General features: G+C 44.8%; 8 protein-coding genes and 1 pseudogene. All 9 read right to left on the bottom strand.

What is annotated here, in order from left to right; translation table 11 throughout:
- Window positions 1-540: 540 nt before the first annotated feature.
- The 9 genes and pseudogenes from SAPGRDRAFT_RS17635 to SAPGRDRAFT_RS17590 all read right to left on the bottom strand — a co-directional run bounded on the left by SAPGRDRAFT_RS17635 (window position 541) and on the right by SAPGRDRAFT_RS17590 (window position 17,630).
- Window positions 541-1,548, bottom strand: coding sequence for a pirin family protein (locus SAPGRDRAFT_RS17635; protein WP_002660728.1), 1,008 nt, complete (start codon window positions 1,546-1,548; stop codon window positions 541-543).
- Window positions 1,549-1,666: 118 nt separating this feature from the next.
- Window positions 1,667-3,865 (bottom strand): OmpA family protein, encoded by a 2,199-nt coding sequence (locus SAPGRDRAFT_RS17630; protein WP_002660726.1) that lies wholly within the window; start codon window positions 3,863-3,865, stop codon window positions 1,667-1,669.
- A gap of 530 nt (window positions 3,866-4,395) precedes the next feature.
- Window positions 4,396-4,812, bottom strand: a complete 417-nt coding sequence (locus tag SAPGRDRAFT_RS17625; protein ID WP_002660724.1) for a 6-pyruvoyl trahydropterin synthase family protein — start codon at window positions 4,810-4,812, stop codon at window positions 4,396-4,398.
- A 60-nt stretch (window positions 4,813-4,872) separates the two neighbouring features.
- Window positions 4,873-5,898: an acyl-CoA reductase gene (locus SAPGRDRAFT_RS17620; RefSeq protein ID WP_253271365.1), complete on the bottom strand. Its 1,026-nt coding sequence runs from the start codon at window positions 5,896-5,898 to the stop codon at window positions 4,873-4,875.
- A gap of 889 nt (window positions 5,899-6,787) precedes the next feature.
- Complete coding sequence (locus SAPGRDRAFT_RS17610) at window positions 6,788-10,105, bottom strand: ATP-binding protein (protein WP_051018640.1); 3,318 nt, start codon at window positions 10,103-10,105, stop codon at window positions 6,788-6,790.
- A 25-nt stretch (window positions 10,106-10,130) separates the two neighbouring features.
- Window positions 10,131-11,684, bottom strand: a complete 1,554-nt coding sequence (locus tag SAPGRDRAFT_RS17605; protein ID WP_051018639.1) for a DUF1156 domain-containing protein — start codon at window positions 11,682-11,684, stop codon at window positions 10,131-10,133.
- Window positions 11,685-11,743: 59 nt separating this feature from the next.
- Window positions 11,744-12,560, bottom strand: a pseudogene (locus tag SAPGRDRAFT_RS17600) (IS5 family transposase).
- Between the two features lie 94 nt (window positions 12,561-12,654).
- Window positions 12,655-14,112 (bottom strand): DUF1156 domain-containing protein, encoded by a 1,458-nt coding sequence (locus SAPGRDRAFT_RS17595; protein WP_037350935.1) that lies wholly within the window; start codon window positions 14,110-14,112, stop codon window positions 12,655-12,657.
- Window positions 14,113-14,207: 95 nt separating this feature from the next.
- A complete protein-coding gene (locus SAPGRDRAFT_RS17590; RefSeq protein WP_002660717.1) occupies window positions 14,208-17,630 on the bottom strand; it encodes a helicase-related protein in 3,423 nt (1,140 codons plus the stop codon).
- Between the last annotated feature and the right edge of the window lie 908 nt (window positions 17,631-18,538).

The raw sequence follows: 18,538 nt of genomic DNA, 5'->3' as shown, positions 1-18,538 counted from the left end.
GCTCGGCCCTGCAGGCTTTTCGCTTCGCTTCAAAAGCCTTTGGTCTGCGGCTGCGCCGCCCCCTTTTCCATCCCTAGGCCTGCGGCCCTTCGGGCCTGTAGGATGGATATATACCTGTGGGTTGAAACCCTCATGAATTGAACTTTTGGACATCCTTTATATGAGCATGGCCCTAGACTAGCTAAAAAATCGTCATCCCCTCATTCGAGGGGATTTTCTGTTCCACTAGGCTCCATCAGCAAACAAGGGCTTTAGCCCGCCAGTTTGCATAGCCCCACAACCATGGGCTTCAGCCCATGGCCCCCAAAACTACCCAGCCACAAAAAAACCTTTCACCTCCTCTAAACTCCCAAGAAAAAGTTGTGGGACTAATAAGCGGCTATCTTTACCGCCCTGGGCTGAAGCCCAGGGTTATTGACTGAGCGAACTGACGGACTAAAGTCCTTGTTCGCTTTTTCTACTTCTAAGGACCGAAAACTGCCCAGCCGCTATAATTGTTCAGCTTATTCAACCACTTCGAGGGGCCTTCGGCCCTTTTGCTTAGTCCAATCGTTCTTCTCTGCCGTCGGCATGACGGGCAAAGCGTTCTTTTTTGGGACCAAAATGGTGTTCGTCTTCGGGCCAAGGCCATTTTCCAAACTTCCCTGCTCGATAATCTTTGAAGGCTTCTTGCAGACGCTCTGAAGAGTCCATCACAAAAGGTCCTCTTTGCCAAACAGGCTCCTCTATAGGAGGCGCTTGCAAGTATAAGAGTTTAGCCCCCCCAGGGCCAGCCACCAACTCCAACTCTTCTTGGGCCAACCAACTCATATAATGTCGAAGGGGCATTTTTTGTCCATTTGCCTGAATATCGCCTCCCTCATAGAGGTATAAGCGGCCCCAACTTTCTGTAGAGCTCGCTTTAGGGATTGTAAATTTAGCTCCAGCCTCCAAATCTATTCTTAGGACCATAAAGTCCCTAGACTTTTGGCTGGCCCAAGAAGCCGCTGGCGGCTCCGGCGCTTTATAAGGCCCAAACTGCCCTGCCCAAAGCCGAAAACGAGCCCCCTGCTCTTCTTTCTCTACTAACTGATGCGACCAAAACATTTTATACTGCGGGTCTACCATCTTTTGCTTGCTCGGCAAATTGAGCCAAATCTGAAACAAGCGGAGCGGGTTCTCTTTTTCTTGCTCAACTAAGGGAAACATTTCTGAATGCAATAGCCCACGGCCTGCCGTTAGCCATTGTAGATCGCCAGCGCTATATCGACCCGCTCCACCATGAGAGTCGGTATGGTCCACCCAGCCCTTTTCGACAATCGTTAAGGTCTCAAATCCCCGATGAGGATGATAGGGAAAACCCGGAATCTCTTGGCCATGATACATCCGCCAATTGGAAGCGGGATTAAAATCGCTGCCCATTTGTCGCCCTCTTAGGCTAGTCTTTGCAGGACCCAAATTGGCCTCTCCTTTTGGATAGTCGTCTTCATGATAAGCACAAAATATAAAGGGATCTTGCGCAGGCCAAGGACCCGCTTGGGGCAAGGGGTAAAATTTCATTTTCTTCATCACTATTTTTAATTCTTGTAGGTACATCTATTAAAGGCTAAAAATAGAAAAAAGTTGAGCTGGGGCCATAAAAAAGCCCTCCGTAGAGGGCTTAAAATAGCTAGTGAAGGTTAATTTATTAAGGCTTTAGCTGTCGGAGTTCATAGAAGCTAATGGGCCGATAATTCAGTTTTTTCTGGGCTAGATCATCTGGGAAGGCGCTCAGTTGGGCCAGTTCTAAACCCCCACCTTCTTTAAAGCGCAAAGCGGTAATCTTCATTTTTTGGCTGCGGTCTACATATCCTGGCGTTTGATAGCTTTTTGCTCCTTGACTATAGTGCATCTGCATGACCCCAAGGGTTTCACTAAAGGTGGTACTTACTTTCTCACTACTTCCTTCTTTAGGCCCTTGCTCCACCTTAAGTTGGGCCAGCATTTTCTCTTCTTCCTTTAGTTTGAGGAAACGGTCGCAGTTAATCCAGCCTAAGCGGTTAACTTGCATACTATTGAGGATATATCGGCGCTGAAAATTGGGAGAGATCTGCCCTCTTTCTATTTTTGCGGCAATGACTTTCTGGTAAATTTCATCTAGTTGCTCCACTGTTTTTTGCACTTTAGTCGTCTGTTGATTAAAGCCAGTAACAGAAAGAACATCATTGTAGTTAGCAATCATTTTATTGAGCAAATGCGCATGTCGGTAGACGCCATTTAGGGTTTCACTAGTATTTAGGGCCAATACTAGCTGCACCTCTTCTTCTTCTTCTTGATCTTGGATGGCCCAAAGATCCTGCATAACTTTCTCCCGCAACTCATTGAGTTTATGATTGCGATTAAAGGTATAATTGGTCCGAATACACTTCTTTAGCGATGTAGCCAATTGCAAAAAGATAGCGGGTTGTTTCGCTTCTTCTTCAATTTGCAAAAGGGTTTGCAGCTCTTCCTCAAAGCCCAGTTGCTGGCATTCTTCCTTTAGGTAGGCTTGATAGCGTTGCAGCTGCTTGGTATTGCCAATTAGGCCTACTAGACTTTCGTTAAATGTGGCCGACCATTTAAAGTCCAGCAGCCATTGGTTAATTTCATTCGGTTTATTTTTGGCCAGATTGATTAAGAGAGCAAGGCTATCTTGTTGGGCCTGATAAGCGGCCAAGTTAATTTCATATTGGGCCAAGGCCTGTTGCTGGCGTTTTTGGGCCTGCGCATAGCTCTTAGCTCTGCCCGCATTGATTTTCTCAAAACGTTGGCGGCGCTCTTTGGCCTTTTTGAGCAGTTGGGCAATGCGAGCCTCATGTTTTTTGTCGCTTTCAAAGCGCTTTTTGGGGTTTTCGCTACGGATGGCCTTTTCATCTACTAGAGGTAGCTCCATATATTCTTGGGGCGCAAGAAGGCCAGGCTTTTTGGGCATAGACAAAAGATGCTCAATTTTAGGCATGGGGGGCTCTGCAATAATGCGAATAGAGTCTAGATTTAGCAAATTAAATTTAAAAGTGGGCGGATCTTTCTCAAAGTTAAAGCTCTTCACTTTGGTCCCAGAGGCTTCCCAGACAATATCCTCTGTTGTTTGGCTAATATCTCGATCGGCATAAAAGACCTGCATGCCTTCATTTAGGGGCTGATTGGAGGGAAGGCGAAGGTTAAGACTTGCCTTAGAGGCCAGTTGCAGCGTCTCATTATTCAGGTTTTGGGCCTGAATATTGACCATGCCGCCGGTTTCGATCAGCTCATGGCCGGGGGCCACAGTTTGTAGATTCTGCATCCACATATCGTTTAGGCTGAGGGCTTCTCGCAGCTCAATTTTTACTTTATCATCTACTATAGCTTGGCCATTGGGCCGAACAAAGCTGCCTGCGGGAATAAACAACTGGCTGCCATTGGCGCCAAAGATCAGGGTATCTTTATTGGGGTTGATCCAAAACTCTTGTTTCATGCGCTGGTCCATAAAGCTATAGAACTCTTCCCAGTTTTTGGGTTGGAAGACCTGCAAACGGACCTCCACTCTTCGGTTTTTGGCCCAGTCGCCTTTAGAGAGCTCTCCTTTTGCCGTTAGCGAAAAGCTAGCGGTTTCCAAGCCTTTTGCTTCTAGATATTCGGCCACGGCTTGGGCTCTTCTTCGGGCGAGCTCTTCATTATAGCTTAGGCTACCCACTTCATCGCAAAAGCCTTTGAGGTCCAAAACAAGATCGGGATATTCTTGGCTTTGGGCCAAGAGCTGTTCTAATTTTGCTTTTGCTTTTTTCGTCAATTGGGCTTGGCCTGACTCAAAGTAAACGGACTGCTCAAAATTTTGAGCAAAAGCGGAGAAACTCAGGCTGGCTAGGAGAACAAAAAGAATATTTCTCATAATGGATTGGAATTTTGTTTTGGAAAAAGGCATCCAGCTGCACATTTGTTGTCTTAATCTCTTTTTGGTCCAAAGGTTACGACTAAAGATTTTCTTTTTTTAAAGAGGGCCGAAAAGTTAAATTCCTGAGGGTTTCAACCCTCAGACATATATCATTGCGAAGCAATACCAACCGTTGTCTGGCTGTAGGTTTCCACCTACAGGCCCAGATAGCAGGCGGCACAGCCGCCGCAAAGGAGCGAAGCGACTGGCCTAGCGATCTGTAGCAGTGCGGCGCAGCCGCAGACCAGAACAAGCCCTTTAGGGCGCAGTTCAACGACCAAAGGGAGTAACCGAAGGTGCATAGCACCGAAGCGCAGGGCCGAGCAGACCTGCGAGCTGCGACAACCAGCCCCTATAGGGGCGCCAGTTCGATGACCGAAGGGAGTAAACGTAGCGCCGACGACCAAAGGGATGCGGAGGCCCCAAAAACAAAAAAACCAGTTCATCTTTACAGACAAACTGGTTATATGATACTGATTTAAAGCGGTTTATTCTCCGAAGTACTCGCAATAAATTTTGGGTGTTTCTTGTAATTTCACGCAATGCAGTTGGCAGTTTTCGGGTAGGAAGGGCGCCAACTCTTGCCAGATATAATAGACTAGATTTTCGGTAGTGGGCAGCACGCCTTCGGGCAGAAAATTGGGGTCCATATTCATATTGGAGTGGTCCAGAATATCGGTTACTTTTTCGCGCATAAGTTTGGCCAGCACCTTGGCATCCATAAGAAATCCGGTAACGGGATCGGGTTTTCCCTTGAGGGTAACCCAAAGCTCATAATTATGGCCATGAAAGTTTTTGTTGGCGCATTTTCCAAAGATTTCAAAATTTTTCTTATCGCTCCAGCTAGGCACCCAAAGTTGGTGAGCGGCATTAAAACTTTCTTTTCTACTGAGGTATACAAGCATATTGCATCTCCTTTTTGGCCCTTTTGAGAAACAGTCAAGGGACCTTTTTATCAAATAAAATTATAGGTCTAGCAAAAAGGCTAGGGTATCTTTTCCGTCGGCAAAATTGCTCCATTTGGGCTGTTGAGCCTGCCCAAATTTTACGCTTGGCCGTGCTATTTTGAGTCTTTGATTGACTAAAACCTGAATTTTGTCTTCTTCTTTGGCTAGCTGCTGTTCTAGCTCTGCCAAATCGGTATAAAACTCATAATGCAGGCTAGCGATTCTAGATTCTAGGGCGGGCAGGGGCAAAAGGGCAAGGACCGCATTGACATAATGTTCTTGGCCATTGAGCAGGTACAAAGAGCGGTTATAGTCGTAATTATTGCGGTATTTGCTATGGTGTTCTAGGGGCGTAAAGGCCTCTAATCTTTGCATAAAAAGCTCAAAATTGAAGCCTTTGGGCAGATAAACTTTGGCTACAGAGCGGCAGCCCAGGCCAAAATAATCAAAGATATCGCGACCTAGGGCCAGGATTTCCTCCTCTGTTTCTTCTCCAGATAAAACCGCTACAGACTTGCGGTTTTTGCGGATAATATGGGGTTTTTTGCTAAAATAATGTTCAAAATAGCGGGCCGAATTATCGCTACCGGTAGCAATTACGGCATCAAAATTCTTGAGCTGGTCCACCACCTCAAAATAGGGTTCAACGGCGGGCTGCTGCTGTTTCCAGAGGGCCAAAAGGGCGGGAATGAGCACCGCATCCTTAGAAGAATACTTAATCTGGGCCTTATGTCCCGCCAAAAAGCAGAGCAAAATATCTTTGATGCCCACCATGGGAATATTGCCGGCCAGCACCAGCCCCACAGGCTTACTAATGGGATAATCTTCTGGCTGATAATTGGCCAAAAAGGCGTTGAGTTCCTCCTCGGCCAAATAGTTATTGATCAGGGCATCCAAGGCTTTTTGGCTATCCTCTGCCCGGAACCAACCATTTTGTCGATACGCCAGCGGGAAATGTTTCCGCATTTCTCCCTGCCCATATTCAGAGGCCAACAATTGCCCCAAATCGATTAGCGCTTGCTTGCGCGCCGCAAAATCCATCATGCTCTATTTTTAATATGTGTTTGGCGCAAAGTTCGCAAAAAAAAAGAGCTAGAACGAATAAGTGATTTAAAATATGTTTTGAGGCTGCTGTTTTGGGGCCTCCTGCCTGCGGCAGGCGCTACGCTTTGGGGCTCGCAGGTCTGCTCGGCCCTTCGCCAGCAAGCTGGCTCGGTCTGGCCTGACGGCCACCCCGCCGCATCGCTAGGCCTGCGGCCCTTCGGGCCTGTAGGATGAATATATATACCTGTAGGTTGAAACCTACAGCAACAAAAGAGGCCATACTAAGCCCAATAAAATGAGCCGACGGTTAAAACCATCGGCCCATATCATTTATAGCAAACAAGGGCTTTAGCCCGCCAGTTTGCATAGCCCCACAACCCTGGGCTTCAGCCCATGGGAAAATACGCTCACTAGACCCTTAAGCTTGTTTAACAACTTCTATTCTTACTGCCCTGGGCTGAAGCCCAGGGTTGTTGACTGAGCGAACTGACGGACTAAAGTCCTTGTTCGCTTTTTCTTTGCCGTTTGGCCTTCGGCCTTTAGGCTGAAGATGGCGGCTTTGCCGCCATGGCCGAAGGCCAAACGGCCCAGCGCTGCGGAGTGGGTGGCCGTCAGGCCAGACCGAAGGCGAAACGAAGTGAAGCCTGAAGGGCCGAACAGACCTGTGAGCCCCGCAGCATAGCGGCGGCCAGCTTGCTGGCCGCGGGCCCCAAATCCTATATTCCCCTCTACTTCGCCGCCTGCTATATGGGCCTGTAGGTTGAAACCTACAGCCTGCGGCTGCTAAACGGAGGCATTCCTTACTAATGCATTAAATACTAACTAAAAAAGTGCTAAAAGACTAATCTCTTTTAGCACTTAAACAAAATGTTATTCTAATGAATCCGCACTATGGTTTTAGCCGAATATCAAATCCTAACTGTTTAGCAGCTTCTTTTGCCCGCTGATAGCGCTCGTCTTTTTCATCAAAAGAAGTTCCTGTCTTAATATTAAAGCTCAAATCAATAGATATTTCATCTCCCTCCCTTAAGAAGGGGCGAATAAAGTAATCAAAGAGCTTAGTATACTCCTTGGGGCCCACTTGACCTGTTGTTTGGAATGCTGTATATTTAAGCTCCTCATCTACTTTTTGAACGCTAAGTTCTTCTGGAGTCGAACGCTCTTCTACAATTTCCTCTCTTTTTGTGTCAGGGGCAGCTTCTTCTACTTCTTCCTCAGGAAGGTCGGTTAAATCAATCAGGTAGAATTGTTCTTCCTCTGCCTGAAAACCAAAGGGTAGACTATCTTCATAAAACTGCTCCAATACCTTGGGCGAAGCTCCTTCTGCTAGAGCACAATAAGATCGATGTAAAAAGGTCTGAATAGCCTGACTGATAGCCTCTGGGCCTGTAATCAAAGGTTTGTCATCATAACGCAAAAAGGCCTCATAAATCATCTGAACAGAGATTGCATTGCCTTCTGTAGGCCAAAGATTGTGCTTACTCAAAAGAGAGCGCCCTAAACTATCTAACAGCCACTGCTCCTCTTTTAAGCGATCAATAATTTTATGCTCCAATAACTGTTTCAAGCTAAAGGCATCTTCCTGTAAAAGAAGAAATTTTGCCCCATCTTTCATGCTGTACTTTACTAAGTAGTTGTACAAACCAGGAAGATTACGCTCTATTTTATCATTGGCCTCTTGCTTACGTCTGCGCAAGTCCTCCATTTGCCCCTTATCCAAATTCTTATACTCTCGCTCTGTTTGCTTAGAAGCTAGGTACAAGGCAATAGCCGACTCTACCGTTCCTAAAACAGATGGATTCGCAAAAAGAAATAATAAGGTATTTCGATAAATTCGATCTGCTTGCCCCTTTTTCCCAACAATCTGACGCAGCTTTTCTTCTGCAGCCTTAGATAATTTATTATTCTGAGCAATGTCTCTGGGCGGCATAATCACCAAAGTAAACTTATTTTGCTCAGGTAAGGCCTCCTGAGGGTCCACAATCAAACGAAATGGTAGTGTCCCCCTAGATAACAGACGCAAACGCTCCATCAACTCCTGCTCTATGGCCTCCTTCTTTATTGCAGCCTGAAACTGGTTGATTAAAATGTTAATATTAGGCTGCGTATGAAACCAATAGCGCTTCCCCTCTGTACCTTGCTCCGTATGATACAAATGATGAGCACGCCCCTCTAAAGCATACAAAGCCCCATTAACACTATTATGGTTAGGTCCGGCAGGCCCCAGTAATTGCAACTTAATTTCTTTGAGTGAAAGCCCTCTTCTAGTACTATCCGCCCCAAATGAATTCATCAAAATGATACTCCCCAAACCCTGGGTCAAATCATACTGCCCATACTCAGGCTTTTCCTCATCAATCCGAAACGCATTAGAAGCAGAACCCGCTACATCAGATGAAATTACAGCATCATAACCATTTCCATACAATCGCTTGAGCTGACTAGACAAGGCATCTAAGTTCTCAAAGTTTACCTGACTAGGATGAATTAAGTATTGCGGACCAAACAAGTTTCTTCTCCGTTTCCATAAATCGCTAATAATGGCCGCCAACAAACGTAAAGCACCTCGCGTCCGCTGAAAGTCATGATGACTAGCCCAACGATTACGGAAAATATCTATCAACTCCGGATGAAAAGGATAAGCCTTAATGATCTTTTTGCGATAACTCTGTTTTACAGCAATCTCCGGCAACTCCGTCCAGTTATCTTGATAAAACTGTAGGTAACGATCCGCCACCTTTTCCGCCTCTTCTAAGTCAACTTGCTCAAATAAACGACGACGCAATACCTCGTAAATCTCCTCATCTGCTACAGGCTTACTGTCTGCCCCTACCCGACTTACACGCTTCTCTAAACTTCCTAAAATATTCTGTGCCTGCGGTGTGTTCCCCACTTCTTGTACAGAAGCCGGCAAAGTGATCACCGCAGCCGTCCGAGCTGTTGCTGAAACAGCCTCGGTGAGCTCTTGCATAAAGGATACGGTCTGATCACTTAAATTACTACTCCCTACCTTTATCGCAGAGGCCTTGACACAATAATCCGCCAACTCATCAATTAAAATTAAAGCCGGCTGGACCATCGCCAAAACCTGCTGAAATCGCCCAGCAGGCGCAGAACGCTGCTCATCATTCTTTTTTACAATCTCATAAGCCGAACGCCCACCTAACTGATAAGCCAATTCCCCCCAAATAGTCTGTATCTGCAACTCCCCCTCATCATCCCGAACAAGACGACCATTCGCTGGATCATTTGTCGTATTCGTAAATACAGCCACCTTGGCCGAAGAAAAGTCAATAGGACCTGTCGCCTTCAATAACTCCTGTAAGTTACTGTCTCTGCGGCTGTTTAAACTATTTCCCTCCTTACACAAATGATATAGAGAAATCAAACTATGTGTCTTTCCTCCACCAAAGCCTGTCTGCAATGATATTACCCGGTTCTCGCCAGAGTCTTTTCCATTCAAACTATTTAATACCCGACGAGCAATGCTTTTTAAACCCGCCGTAAAATAGGTCTTAGCAAAAAATTCTTGACTGTCAATATAACTAGAACGCCCCTCCGCCGTAGCCACCTCTGTAAGGTTGGCCGCAAATACGCTCTCATCCAAACGCCCTTGCCGAATATCTAAATGGGGTTGGCAATTCCCAAACCAAGGACGAATAGCTAAACGCTCGCCATGCTCGCGCTTCTGCTTTTCTACCACTTGCAGTACCACGGCTTCATCTTCTGCCTCTTTCTCAGATTCCTCATCTCCCGCCTTACGCAAGGCTTCCAACTTAAGAACTACTTCCTCCTTCTTTAAGGCTTGCATGATCTTTATCATGTTTAAGTAGCCCTCCTGATACGCATTCTCATCAATATCTGAAAAATGAGCCAAATCATTACGCAGATCACAGATGTCAGAAAAATAGGTCGGTAGCTTTGGCGTCATCCGCCCAAAGTCTTCCGATAACAATTCTTTCTGACGTAAACTCCAAGATTTTAAATGCGGGAAATCTATTACCGATGCCTGGGTCGCCCCTGCACGCAGTTGCTCAATGATCTTCTCCTGATGACTCTCGTATAAACTCGCCCCATATTCCATTAACCAACGATCCGCATAACTGCGCTCCATCCGATCTACTATATAGACCCGAATGGCATGCAGAAACTCTGTCATCGCCGAAAATAAATGATCCCGCTGCCCTTTGTTAATCTGTTTCATCATTGTTTTTGTTGTTTAGTGCGCTCCGCTAAAATAACTCGTTCTGCTGCCCTAACTTAGGCATCTGCTGCGCTTCTTTTAATAGGTTTTCTTTGTTCGCTAACAGCCCCTCCGCCTGCTTACTGTCCTCCATTCCCTTGGGTAATAACTCCAATAAAGCAGCCATGACCCGCCAAAAAGGATCCTCGGCTTCAGCAGCTTGCTTACTCAAGAAACGCAATAACTCCCCCCTAGCTCCAGACTTATATAAGTGCATGCCCTGATGCACCTTGTCTATAATAGGTGTTTGCTTGTTCCGCCCCAACTTGGGCTGCGCCTCTATCCGCTCAGCATAATTAGCTAGATATAGTTCATTGCTCTCCTTTAATAAGATGCCCTGCTGTAGTAACTCCTGAACATTCAAACTAGAGCCTACCCGACTGAATTTAGCCACATCATCAAATTTAGTCCGCCCAAAACCATATAACTGCAACCAAGCAATGTAAAATTTACTGTAGTCATCGCCCTTAAACCCTTGTAGTAAAGCATTAAAGGCCGCATCCTTGGCCATGCTCAATAACTCAGCTACTTCTACCAAATCTCCATTGGCCTTCTCTACCGTCCGATACTGACCAAACTCCTGTACCGCCTTGCCAAAACAAGCCGTCAGCAAATCCGCCCCCCGAAAACCTAAATGATAAAGCAAATCTACCTCCGCCCGAACAGTCCGCTCAACATTCTCCTTGACCGTCCCATAGTCCCCAAAAGGCTGCTGCCGCTGAGGCCGAGCCGAAACCGTTACAGAGGAGGCTAAATAGGACTTGGTTGTCTTTAACGCCCCTTGCAATTCACTATCCATGGGCCAAGAACCCGTAATGTTCATCTTGGCCTGCAATATAGAATTACAAAGGGTTGTCCAAGCATCTGTGCTCTGATGCGCAAACATAATACTCACGATCGACTTGGTCTGCTTCTCTATGGCCGCAAAGATTTCACTAAGCTTGTTTTCAAAATGCTGCTTTGCCAGGTTTTTATCATTATCATGATGGTGCTTAAGCGCAGTGCATTCCTGACTCTTGGGCGTTAAAGGAGTAGAAAAGTTTTCTGGATATAAGCCCCCCAAAGAACGCTTGAGCCAAACATAAAAGAAATCCGATAAATCCGCATAGGCAATGGCATCATAATAAGGCGGATCCGTTACCACCACATCCAAAAACTTAGCAGGAAATTGATCCTTATCACCAGAAGACGCATTCTTGAGTCCAACAGCAAAAGGATAATCTGACTCTGATTCTATATAGCGAGTCAACCAATCTAACTGATTATATGCGCTGCCTGAAGAATGACTAAATATATGAGATTCAGGGTAGTCAAAAACCATAGGTAAGGCTTGTCGGCCAAAAGGACGTTCTAGATTTTCTTTTCCACTGTGCCATATACCAAAAGAAGTACTCGCTACTGCAATTCGATCCAACAAAACGCCCAAATAAGTACTCACGGCCTTGGCATAATCTGCCCCAAAATGCTTCTCTACTTCCTGCTGTACAGCTTTCAGCTCCTCGGTTATTGTTTGCAAGGCCAATAACTGCCGCTGGTTGAACATCTGCCCATATTTATCAATTCCCCAGCCAGGGCTATTAAAGTTTCTATTATTGAGTTTGTTTAAAAATTTCGTTTTAGGAAAATAAGTATAAAGGCTAAATAGTGTAGACTCGCCCAGTTGTCGGCTTTTCTTTCAAAACGAATGAGTAAAATTTTGAATGCGTCAATCCATGCGTTAGTTCGCTCAACAGAAAAGCGTTCTTTGTAAAGTTCCTCATCTATAATATCTTGATAATAAGCTTTTTTTCTATTTCTTTTGTTGTGGTCAATATTAGGGATAATGCCCATTTTTTGGCAGTTTTCTCTAAGTTTTTTGCTATCAAACCCTGCATCAGCATTCATAAATAAACCATCAGGAGAGATGTCTGAAAGCTGCAGATCGGCAAGCATTTTTTGGAAATGACTCTCGATTTCAAACAAATCATTATGGTTTCCCGCAAAAGGCGGAGACATAGCGATTGGCAGCCCATTTTTATCTGTGAGAAAGAGAGCATTTGTGGTTTTGGACTTTTTTCGGCCCTGATAACCCACAGCTTCGCCCCCTCTTTTCGCTGGGGTATGACTTCCGTCAAGCTGTATACTAGATAAATCTAAACAAGATTTTTCATGGGCTAGAAATTGGATCCACACTTTTTGCCAAATACCAGACTCGGACCAGCTATTGAAGTAGTAATATACTGTTTTGCCAGCAAATTAGAACTTCGTCAAAAAAAGATTGTATCGGTAATTCTCTCCACTGACAACCTGTTTTAAGCCTATAAATTATCGCTTTAACAATTTGCCACAGAGGCGCTTTGGTTTTTCGAGCCAATTTTTTTTCGGGAAAAAATGCTAATATTTTTTCCGTAATAAATTCTTTTGATAAATTCACAACCATGTTGCAAAGCCTTTTTTTGTTTTTGTCGTAATCAACAATAATAAGCGCTTTGCAGCATTTTTTTTTGCCTTAGTCTAGCTGCTGACTAAAAAATTTAAACAAGCTCATTACCTATTTCCATAGATTCCAAAGGACGCTCTATGTCTTTAGGTAAGTAGCTCCAAACATCCAAATCTCTTTTCTCTGCCAAACGGTAAGCCTTACCCTGCGCGCCCTGGTCAATAACCGCAATGAGGCGTTCTTTTATTCCTCTTTCTTTAAACTGTAGCTTTAGCTGTTTATTGGGCGTTACGGCCCCACAGCAGGGGCAAGAAAGGTTTGCTCTTTCCATCCAGCCCTCCAACTGACAACTGCCTTCCTTAATTTCGAACTGTATATCTTTATCCTGAATAATGGGCTGCAGATAGATCATTTTCCCTTTCTTTCGGCTCAGGTAAAACTGTCGCAAAAGGGGGACCTCTGCTCCGCAGCTAGGGTTAGAGCAGCGCGCTGTTCGAGCCCAATAATAGGCAATAGGCTTTTGGCCTTCTTCATTAGCGGGATAATACTGTCCAATTTTCGCTTCGGCTTGAGCCAACATTTTTTCGGCAAAAAAGCGAACATCAAAACTGAGTCGATTGGGCAGTTCGACCTCTTCGCCAAAGAGCAAACCTTCTGCTTTGGCTTTTGCCAATCCCGACTCGCCATAGCGTTGTTCAAACTCGCTCAAAGAATAGCGCATTCGTTTCCCATACTTTTGCGGAAACTCTAGGCTAGCCTTTTGAATAATATGGGCTACGGGGTTGATATCATTCCCATAACTCTGGCAACCCAAACGGGCCGCTTCTAAGGGAATAGCGCCCCCTCCTGCAAAAGGGTCAAACACCTTAGGCATTTTAGCCAAAAACTGACTGAGGGCTGTTTCTTGCTCCTTTAGGGCCTGCTGTTGTTTGGGGCTTGGCAGATGACGGTCCAAAAGATCATAATAGGCTCGCTCCTTATCATTCAACGCTTGATAAAGCTCCTCAAACTCCTCTAGTAGTTCCTTATAGCTAGCCTCCTTTTGTATAGCAGCCTGATGAGCAATAAAGATGAGGCAGCGGGCTTTCTTCAAAATATCGGGATTGTTCTTATTGTCCCATTTGATTAGGCTATAATCAGAGAGCTTATATTTAGCCGCTGTGGATTTTCCCTCTTTTTCATTTTTGATAAACTGAGGAGAAAACTTAGCAATAAACATCATCAATCGGTTGCGCAAATTATCGGGCATTTTATCTATGGCTGCCGTATAAGGAATATCCTCATAGGGAGCATAGGGATCGCCAAGGTTCTTTGCTCGCCCCAATTGATCTTCAAGCGCATCTACAAAAGCAGAAGGGCAAGCTGGGTCTAAAGGATCAGGCATTAGGCTAGCAAATACAATAGCCCTAGATACGGGCAAAGGCCGACGCGCCCACCAAAGGTGCAGCGTACTAATATGCCCATGACGTATAGATTTATCGCGAACGCTCTCTGCCGAAATCTCTTTGATGGGCAGAGCCACTTCTATTAACTTTTTTGCTTCTGTTGACATGTATATAGGATATCTTTTTGAGGGGCCTAAAATAAGGCTTTTTCTTAGAATGTTTTGCCTGAGCCTATATTTCCACTGACCCAATGGGGAATGGATTAGAGCTTAGCCTTCCAGTTAGCCAAGGGCAAATAATATTGTACATTTTTCACCCGCTTCTCAAACTGCAGCAATCGACAGGGATCTTGAAAGCGATAAATCTCAGGCTCTGCTGTGGCAGCAGGGCTGCAGTTGACTACAATATACAGCCAAGCCTTAGCGCCCAAATGTGCAAGACGACGCTTTTCATTTTCACTCAGCATAATGCCGTCTTCTGTAGCTCGCCCCTTAACCTCGATACAACGCATCTGCCCTTCTTCATCAATACTTCGGATATCATAGCCCAAATTCTGCATAGATACATCCTCTGCCTTTCTACCTGCAGCTTCTTCTGCTTTTATGACCAACTGCATAGCGCAATTCTCAACCGACTTAGAACTTCGCATCTGAAATCCCTTGGGGTCATCACTAGCAGTCAAAGGTAAAAGATAGGCCGTAGCCAATAGCTGAGGATACTGAGGAAGAATTTTAGCTAATTCATCTAAGCGTTCTAAACGCTGAGTTTTACGTTCCTCCAATTGCTTCATTTCCTTCTGCAAATCATCATATTTTTGGATGGCCTGTTTGTTTCCATCCAAAAGTTTAGACTGACAGTCATTTAACTTAAATAAAAGCTCATACTCTGCCTCCTGAAAAGAAGCCTTTAAATAAGCCTTGCGATTACGCATATCTTCACCAATATGCTTTTCTACCTTCTCGACTTGCGGAAGAGTATACTCCTCAAAACAAGCAGTCAAAATATCACTCTCCTTTATAGTGGGGATATCCTCAGGAAACGCAGTTTTACCAACTGGCATACAGTCTAATAACTTCGCCGCAGAAGAACGCTGCCATTTCCCATCCTCATCCTGATAAAATAGGTATAGCTCCTCATCAACCAACTGATCGCCCCCTCGGCTAGGCAAATTATTCACCACCTGACTGCTCACAAAATGATAGAGCCGAGGATGCTCTGCCTGAGGATCAACTAAAACACAACCTTTAATGGCATGCGCCAAGCCCTTCTCCAATAATAAAGCTAATAAGGCATCATAAAGAATATGTCCAGGATTGAGATAATCAAGCTCTTCCCCTTTTCCTAAACGAATCTCCCGCTCCGCTAAAAAAATACTCTTGTCAAAACAATAGCGCTTTTTAAGATAAGCTTCTGGGTTCCGCTTATGCCGCTCCCTCAATACCTTAGACAAAGACTTAGGCAGATCAGTCAACTTATAAATATTATTCTTCAACTGCTCTAGCTTCCCGCCCAAAGCAGCCAAACCCGACTCAAAAAAATGCTGAATGTAAAGAGGTTGCAAACGTTGCTCATCAGAAGCATCTTTTAATGCAGCAGCCTGCTTGTAATTGATTAAAGAGTGCTTTAGCTGCTCTTTTTGCTCCTTGATCTTCTCCTCAAACTTTAACTTAAGTTGAGGCTCTTTCTCATCTTTGAGCAAGTCTGTGAAATCATTTTCCTCCCCGTCTAAAGTGGCCGCAATAATATCCGCTAGCTTAGCCTCCTCAAAAACATCCTGAATAACATCATACACCCGGTCATCACCAATGCTCTGGCGAATACTATCTAACTTCTCTAACAAACGCCCCAGCACCTTTCCTTCTCTACTGTTACTCGCTACCATATTAACCACCAAGACATCCTCTTTTTGCCCATAGCGATGAATGCGGCCCATGCGCTGCTCCAGACGATTCGGGTTCCAAGGAATATCCCAGTTGATCAATAAACTACAAAACTGTAGGTTGATCCCCTCCCCAGCAGCATCTGTAGCAATTAAAATAGGGGTATCCGCCTTCCTAAACTCCAACTGAGCCCGCCTTCTTTCATCCACAGACTTCCCCCCATGAATAGTCACCACATTATATCCACCACCTCCTTCTTTGCTCAGACGTTCGTACAAATAATCTAAGGTGTCTTTATGCTCTGTAAATAAAACTAACTTCCGCCCTTCAATAACATGCTTCTCTTCCAGTAAAGCCTTCAGCTGCTTATACTTACTCTCTTCTGTTCTAGCAGAAAAGAGATCGTTGGCCATATTAAACAAAACCTGAACTTCTGCTGCCTCCTTGCGCAAACTCTTCATATCCGGAGCAGTAGTAAATAACCTTAACTTCTTCGGGTCATTAGCAATATCTTCCAGTAGAGCACGCTCATTATCTTCCAAATCATCATAGTCATCTATACTCCCCAAATCATAGTTCTCCAATTTGTACTTTTTGTTCCAAAGCTCCGGCTGCTTAGCCAAAACATCCACCAAGTACTTTAAATTTAAATACCGCTTTTCTAAGGTTTTCTTGATCGCATAAATAGAACTAACCAAACGACGCTGCATCACAGAAAGCGCCAAGGCCACATGAATATTCCTATTCGCAGAAGCTTCCTCTTTCTGCCGGACTAAATAATGCGTAACAGCATCATATAATTCTTTTTCCGCCTTGCTCAAACTATAACTCACCGTCTGGGTATAACGATCCTTATATAAAGGCTGACCATCCCAGTCTTTCATCTCTTCTTTCAACCTCCGAATAAAAAATTTATTTACTCCATCTGTCTCTTCCTGTACTCTTTGCTTGGTCAACTCATCAGAAACAAAAATATCAGCATCCAATAACTGTAAGAGCTTTCTAAATGTGTCTTTCCGCCCCCGATGAGGTGTGGCAGTGAGTAGTAATAAATGCTCCGACCGACTGGCTAAACACTCCGCCAAACGATATCGCCTAGACCGATACGTCCGACGACCATACTCATATGCCGATAACTTATGTGCCTCATCAAATATGATCATATCCCAATGATGCTGACTAGCCTGCTCTCGAATGTCATCCTGAGAAATGAAATCTATAGAGGTCACCAAACATTTACTATCCATAAAGATATTCGGATTCGAATTATAACTCATGCGATCCAATAACTGAAACTGCAAGTTAAACTTAAGCTGCAATTCATCCTCCTGCCACTGTTTGGTCAAGCCCCCAGGCGTAATAATCAACACCCGATCACATAGCTTTCGCATCATCATCTCCTTAAGCAGCAAACCCGCCATAATCGTTTTACCCGCTCCTGTATCATCCGCCAACAAAAATCGAATCTGTGGCTGAGGCAATAAATACTTATATACCGCCTCCAACTGATGAGGCAAAGGGTCAACTACACTACAGTTTACCGCAAATAAAGGATCAAATCGATAAGCAGAGGCTAAACGCCGCGCCTCTACATATAACTTGAAAAAACGATGGTCAGCCCCAAAAGAATGCTTATCAAAACTTTCTAGAGCCGCAGCATCACTCAAAGGCAAAACCCGACTAGCTTGCTGGTTGTTGGTTAAAGAGGTGTACTCCAAACGCACATAACTCCCTATATTTTGTATCTCCAATATTTCTATAAGCTCTTTCTCTAAAAAAGCATACTGTCCCGATTTTATCTGCATAAGATTTGTCTTTTATTTAAATGTGTATGAGGAGCAAAATAATTATTTCCCCAAGATTAACAGAAAACTATCCATCCTATCTGAACATAAAATTAAAAATATCCTTCTTCATCTCTTTTGGGGCCTCCGCTGCGGCTTCGCCTTGCGGCGCTACGCTTTGGGGCTCGCTATTCGCTCGGCCCTTCGCCAGCTTCGCTGGCTCGGTCTGGCCTGACGGCCACCCCGCCGCATCGCTAGGCCTGCGGCGGCTGCGCCGCCTGCTATCTGGGCATGTAGGTTGAAACCTACAGCCATACAACAGCGGTATTGCTTCGCAATGATATATGTACGAGGGTTGAAACCCTCATACTTTTAACGGACATCATAACAGCCGCATTTATGATTTACACAGCCCAGAAGCTGTTTATCTATGGAGGGTTTCAACCCTCCATTTTATATTAAAATGCATTCGTTAATTGGCTGTAGGTTTTAACCTACAGCTTTAGCCCGCTCTTTGCATAGACCCGCAACCATGGGCTTCAGCCCATGGGAAAATACGCTCACTACACCCTTAAGCTTGTTCAACAACTTCTATTCTTACCGCCCTGGGCTGAAGCCCAGGGTTGTTGACTGAGCGAACTGACGGACTAAAGTCCTTGTTCGCTTTTTCTCTGCCGTTATGGCTATTCCCTACAACAACGATTAACCGAAGCACAAAAAAGCCCCCTCCAAGGAGGGGGTAACTTTACCATTAGCCTAGGGCCTTGGCCCTAGGCGATGATTGGCCAAATTGTTAAGCCGTTGTTAAAAATCATATTGAGGCAACAAAATAAAAAATGACCTTATTTAGCAGCTAGACCTACCCAGCTAGCAACCAGACCTACTCAGCTAGCAGCCCGACCTACCCAGCTAGCAACCAGACCTACTCA

This window comes from Saprospira grandis DSM 2844, assembly GCF_000275825.1.
Classification (GTDB): Bacteria; Bacteroidota; Bacteroidia; order Chitinophagales; family Saprospiraceae; genus Saprospira; species Saprospira grandis_A.
Note: the sequence above shows the minus strand (reverse complement) of the source record. Positions and strands in the feature narration are given on the sequence as shown.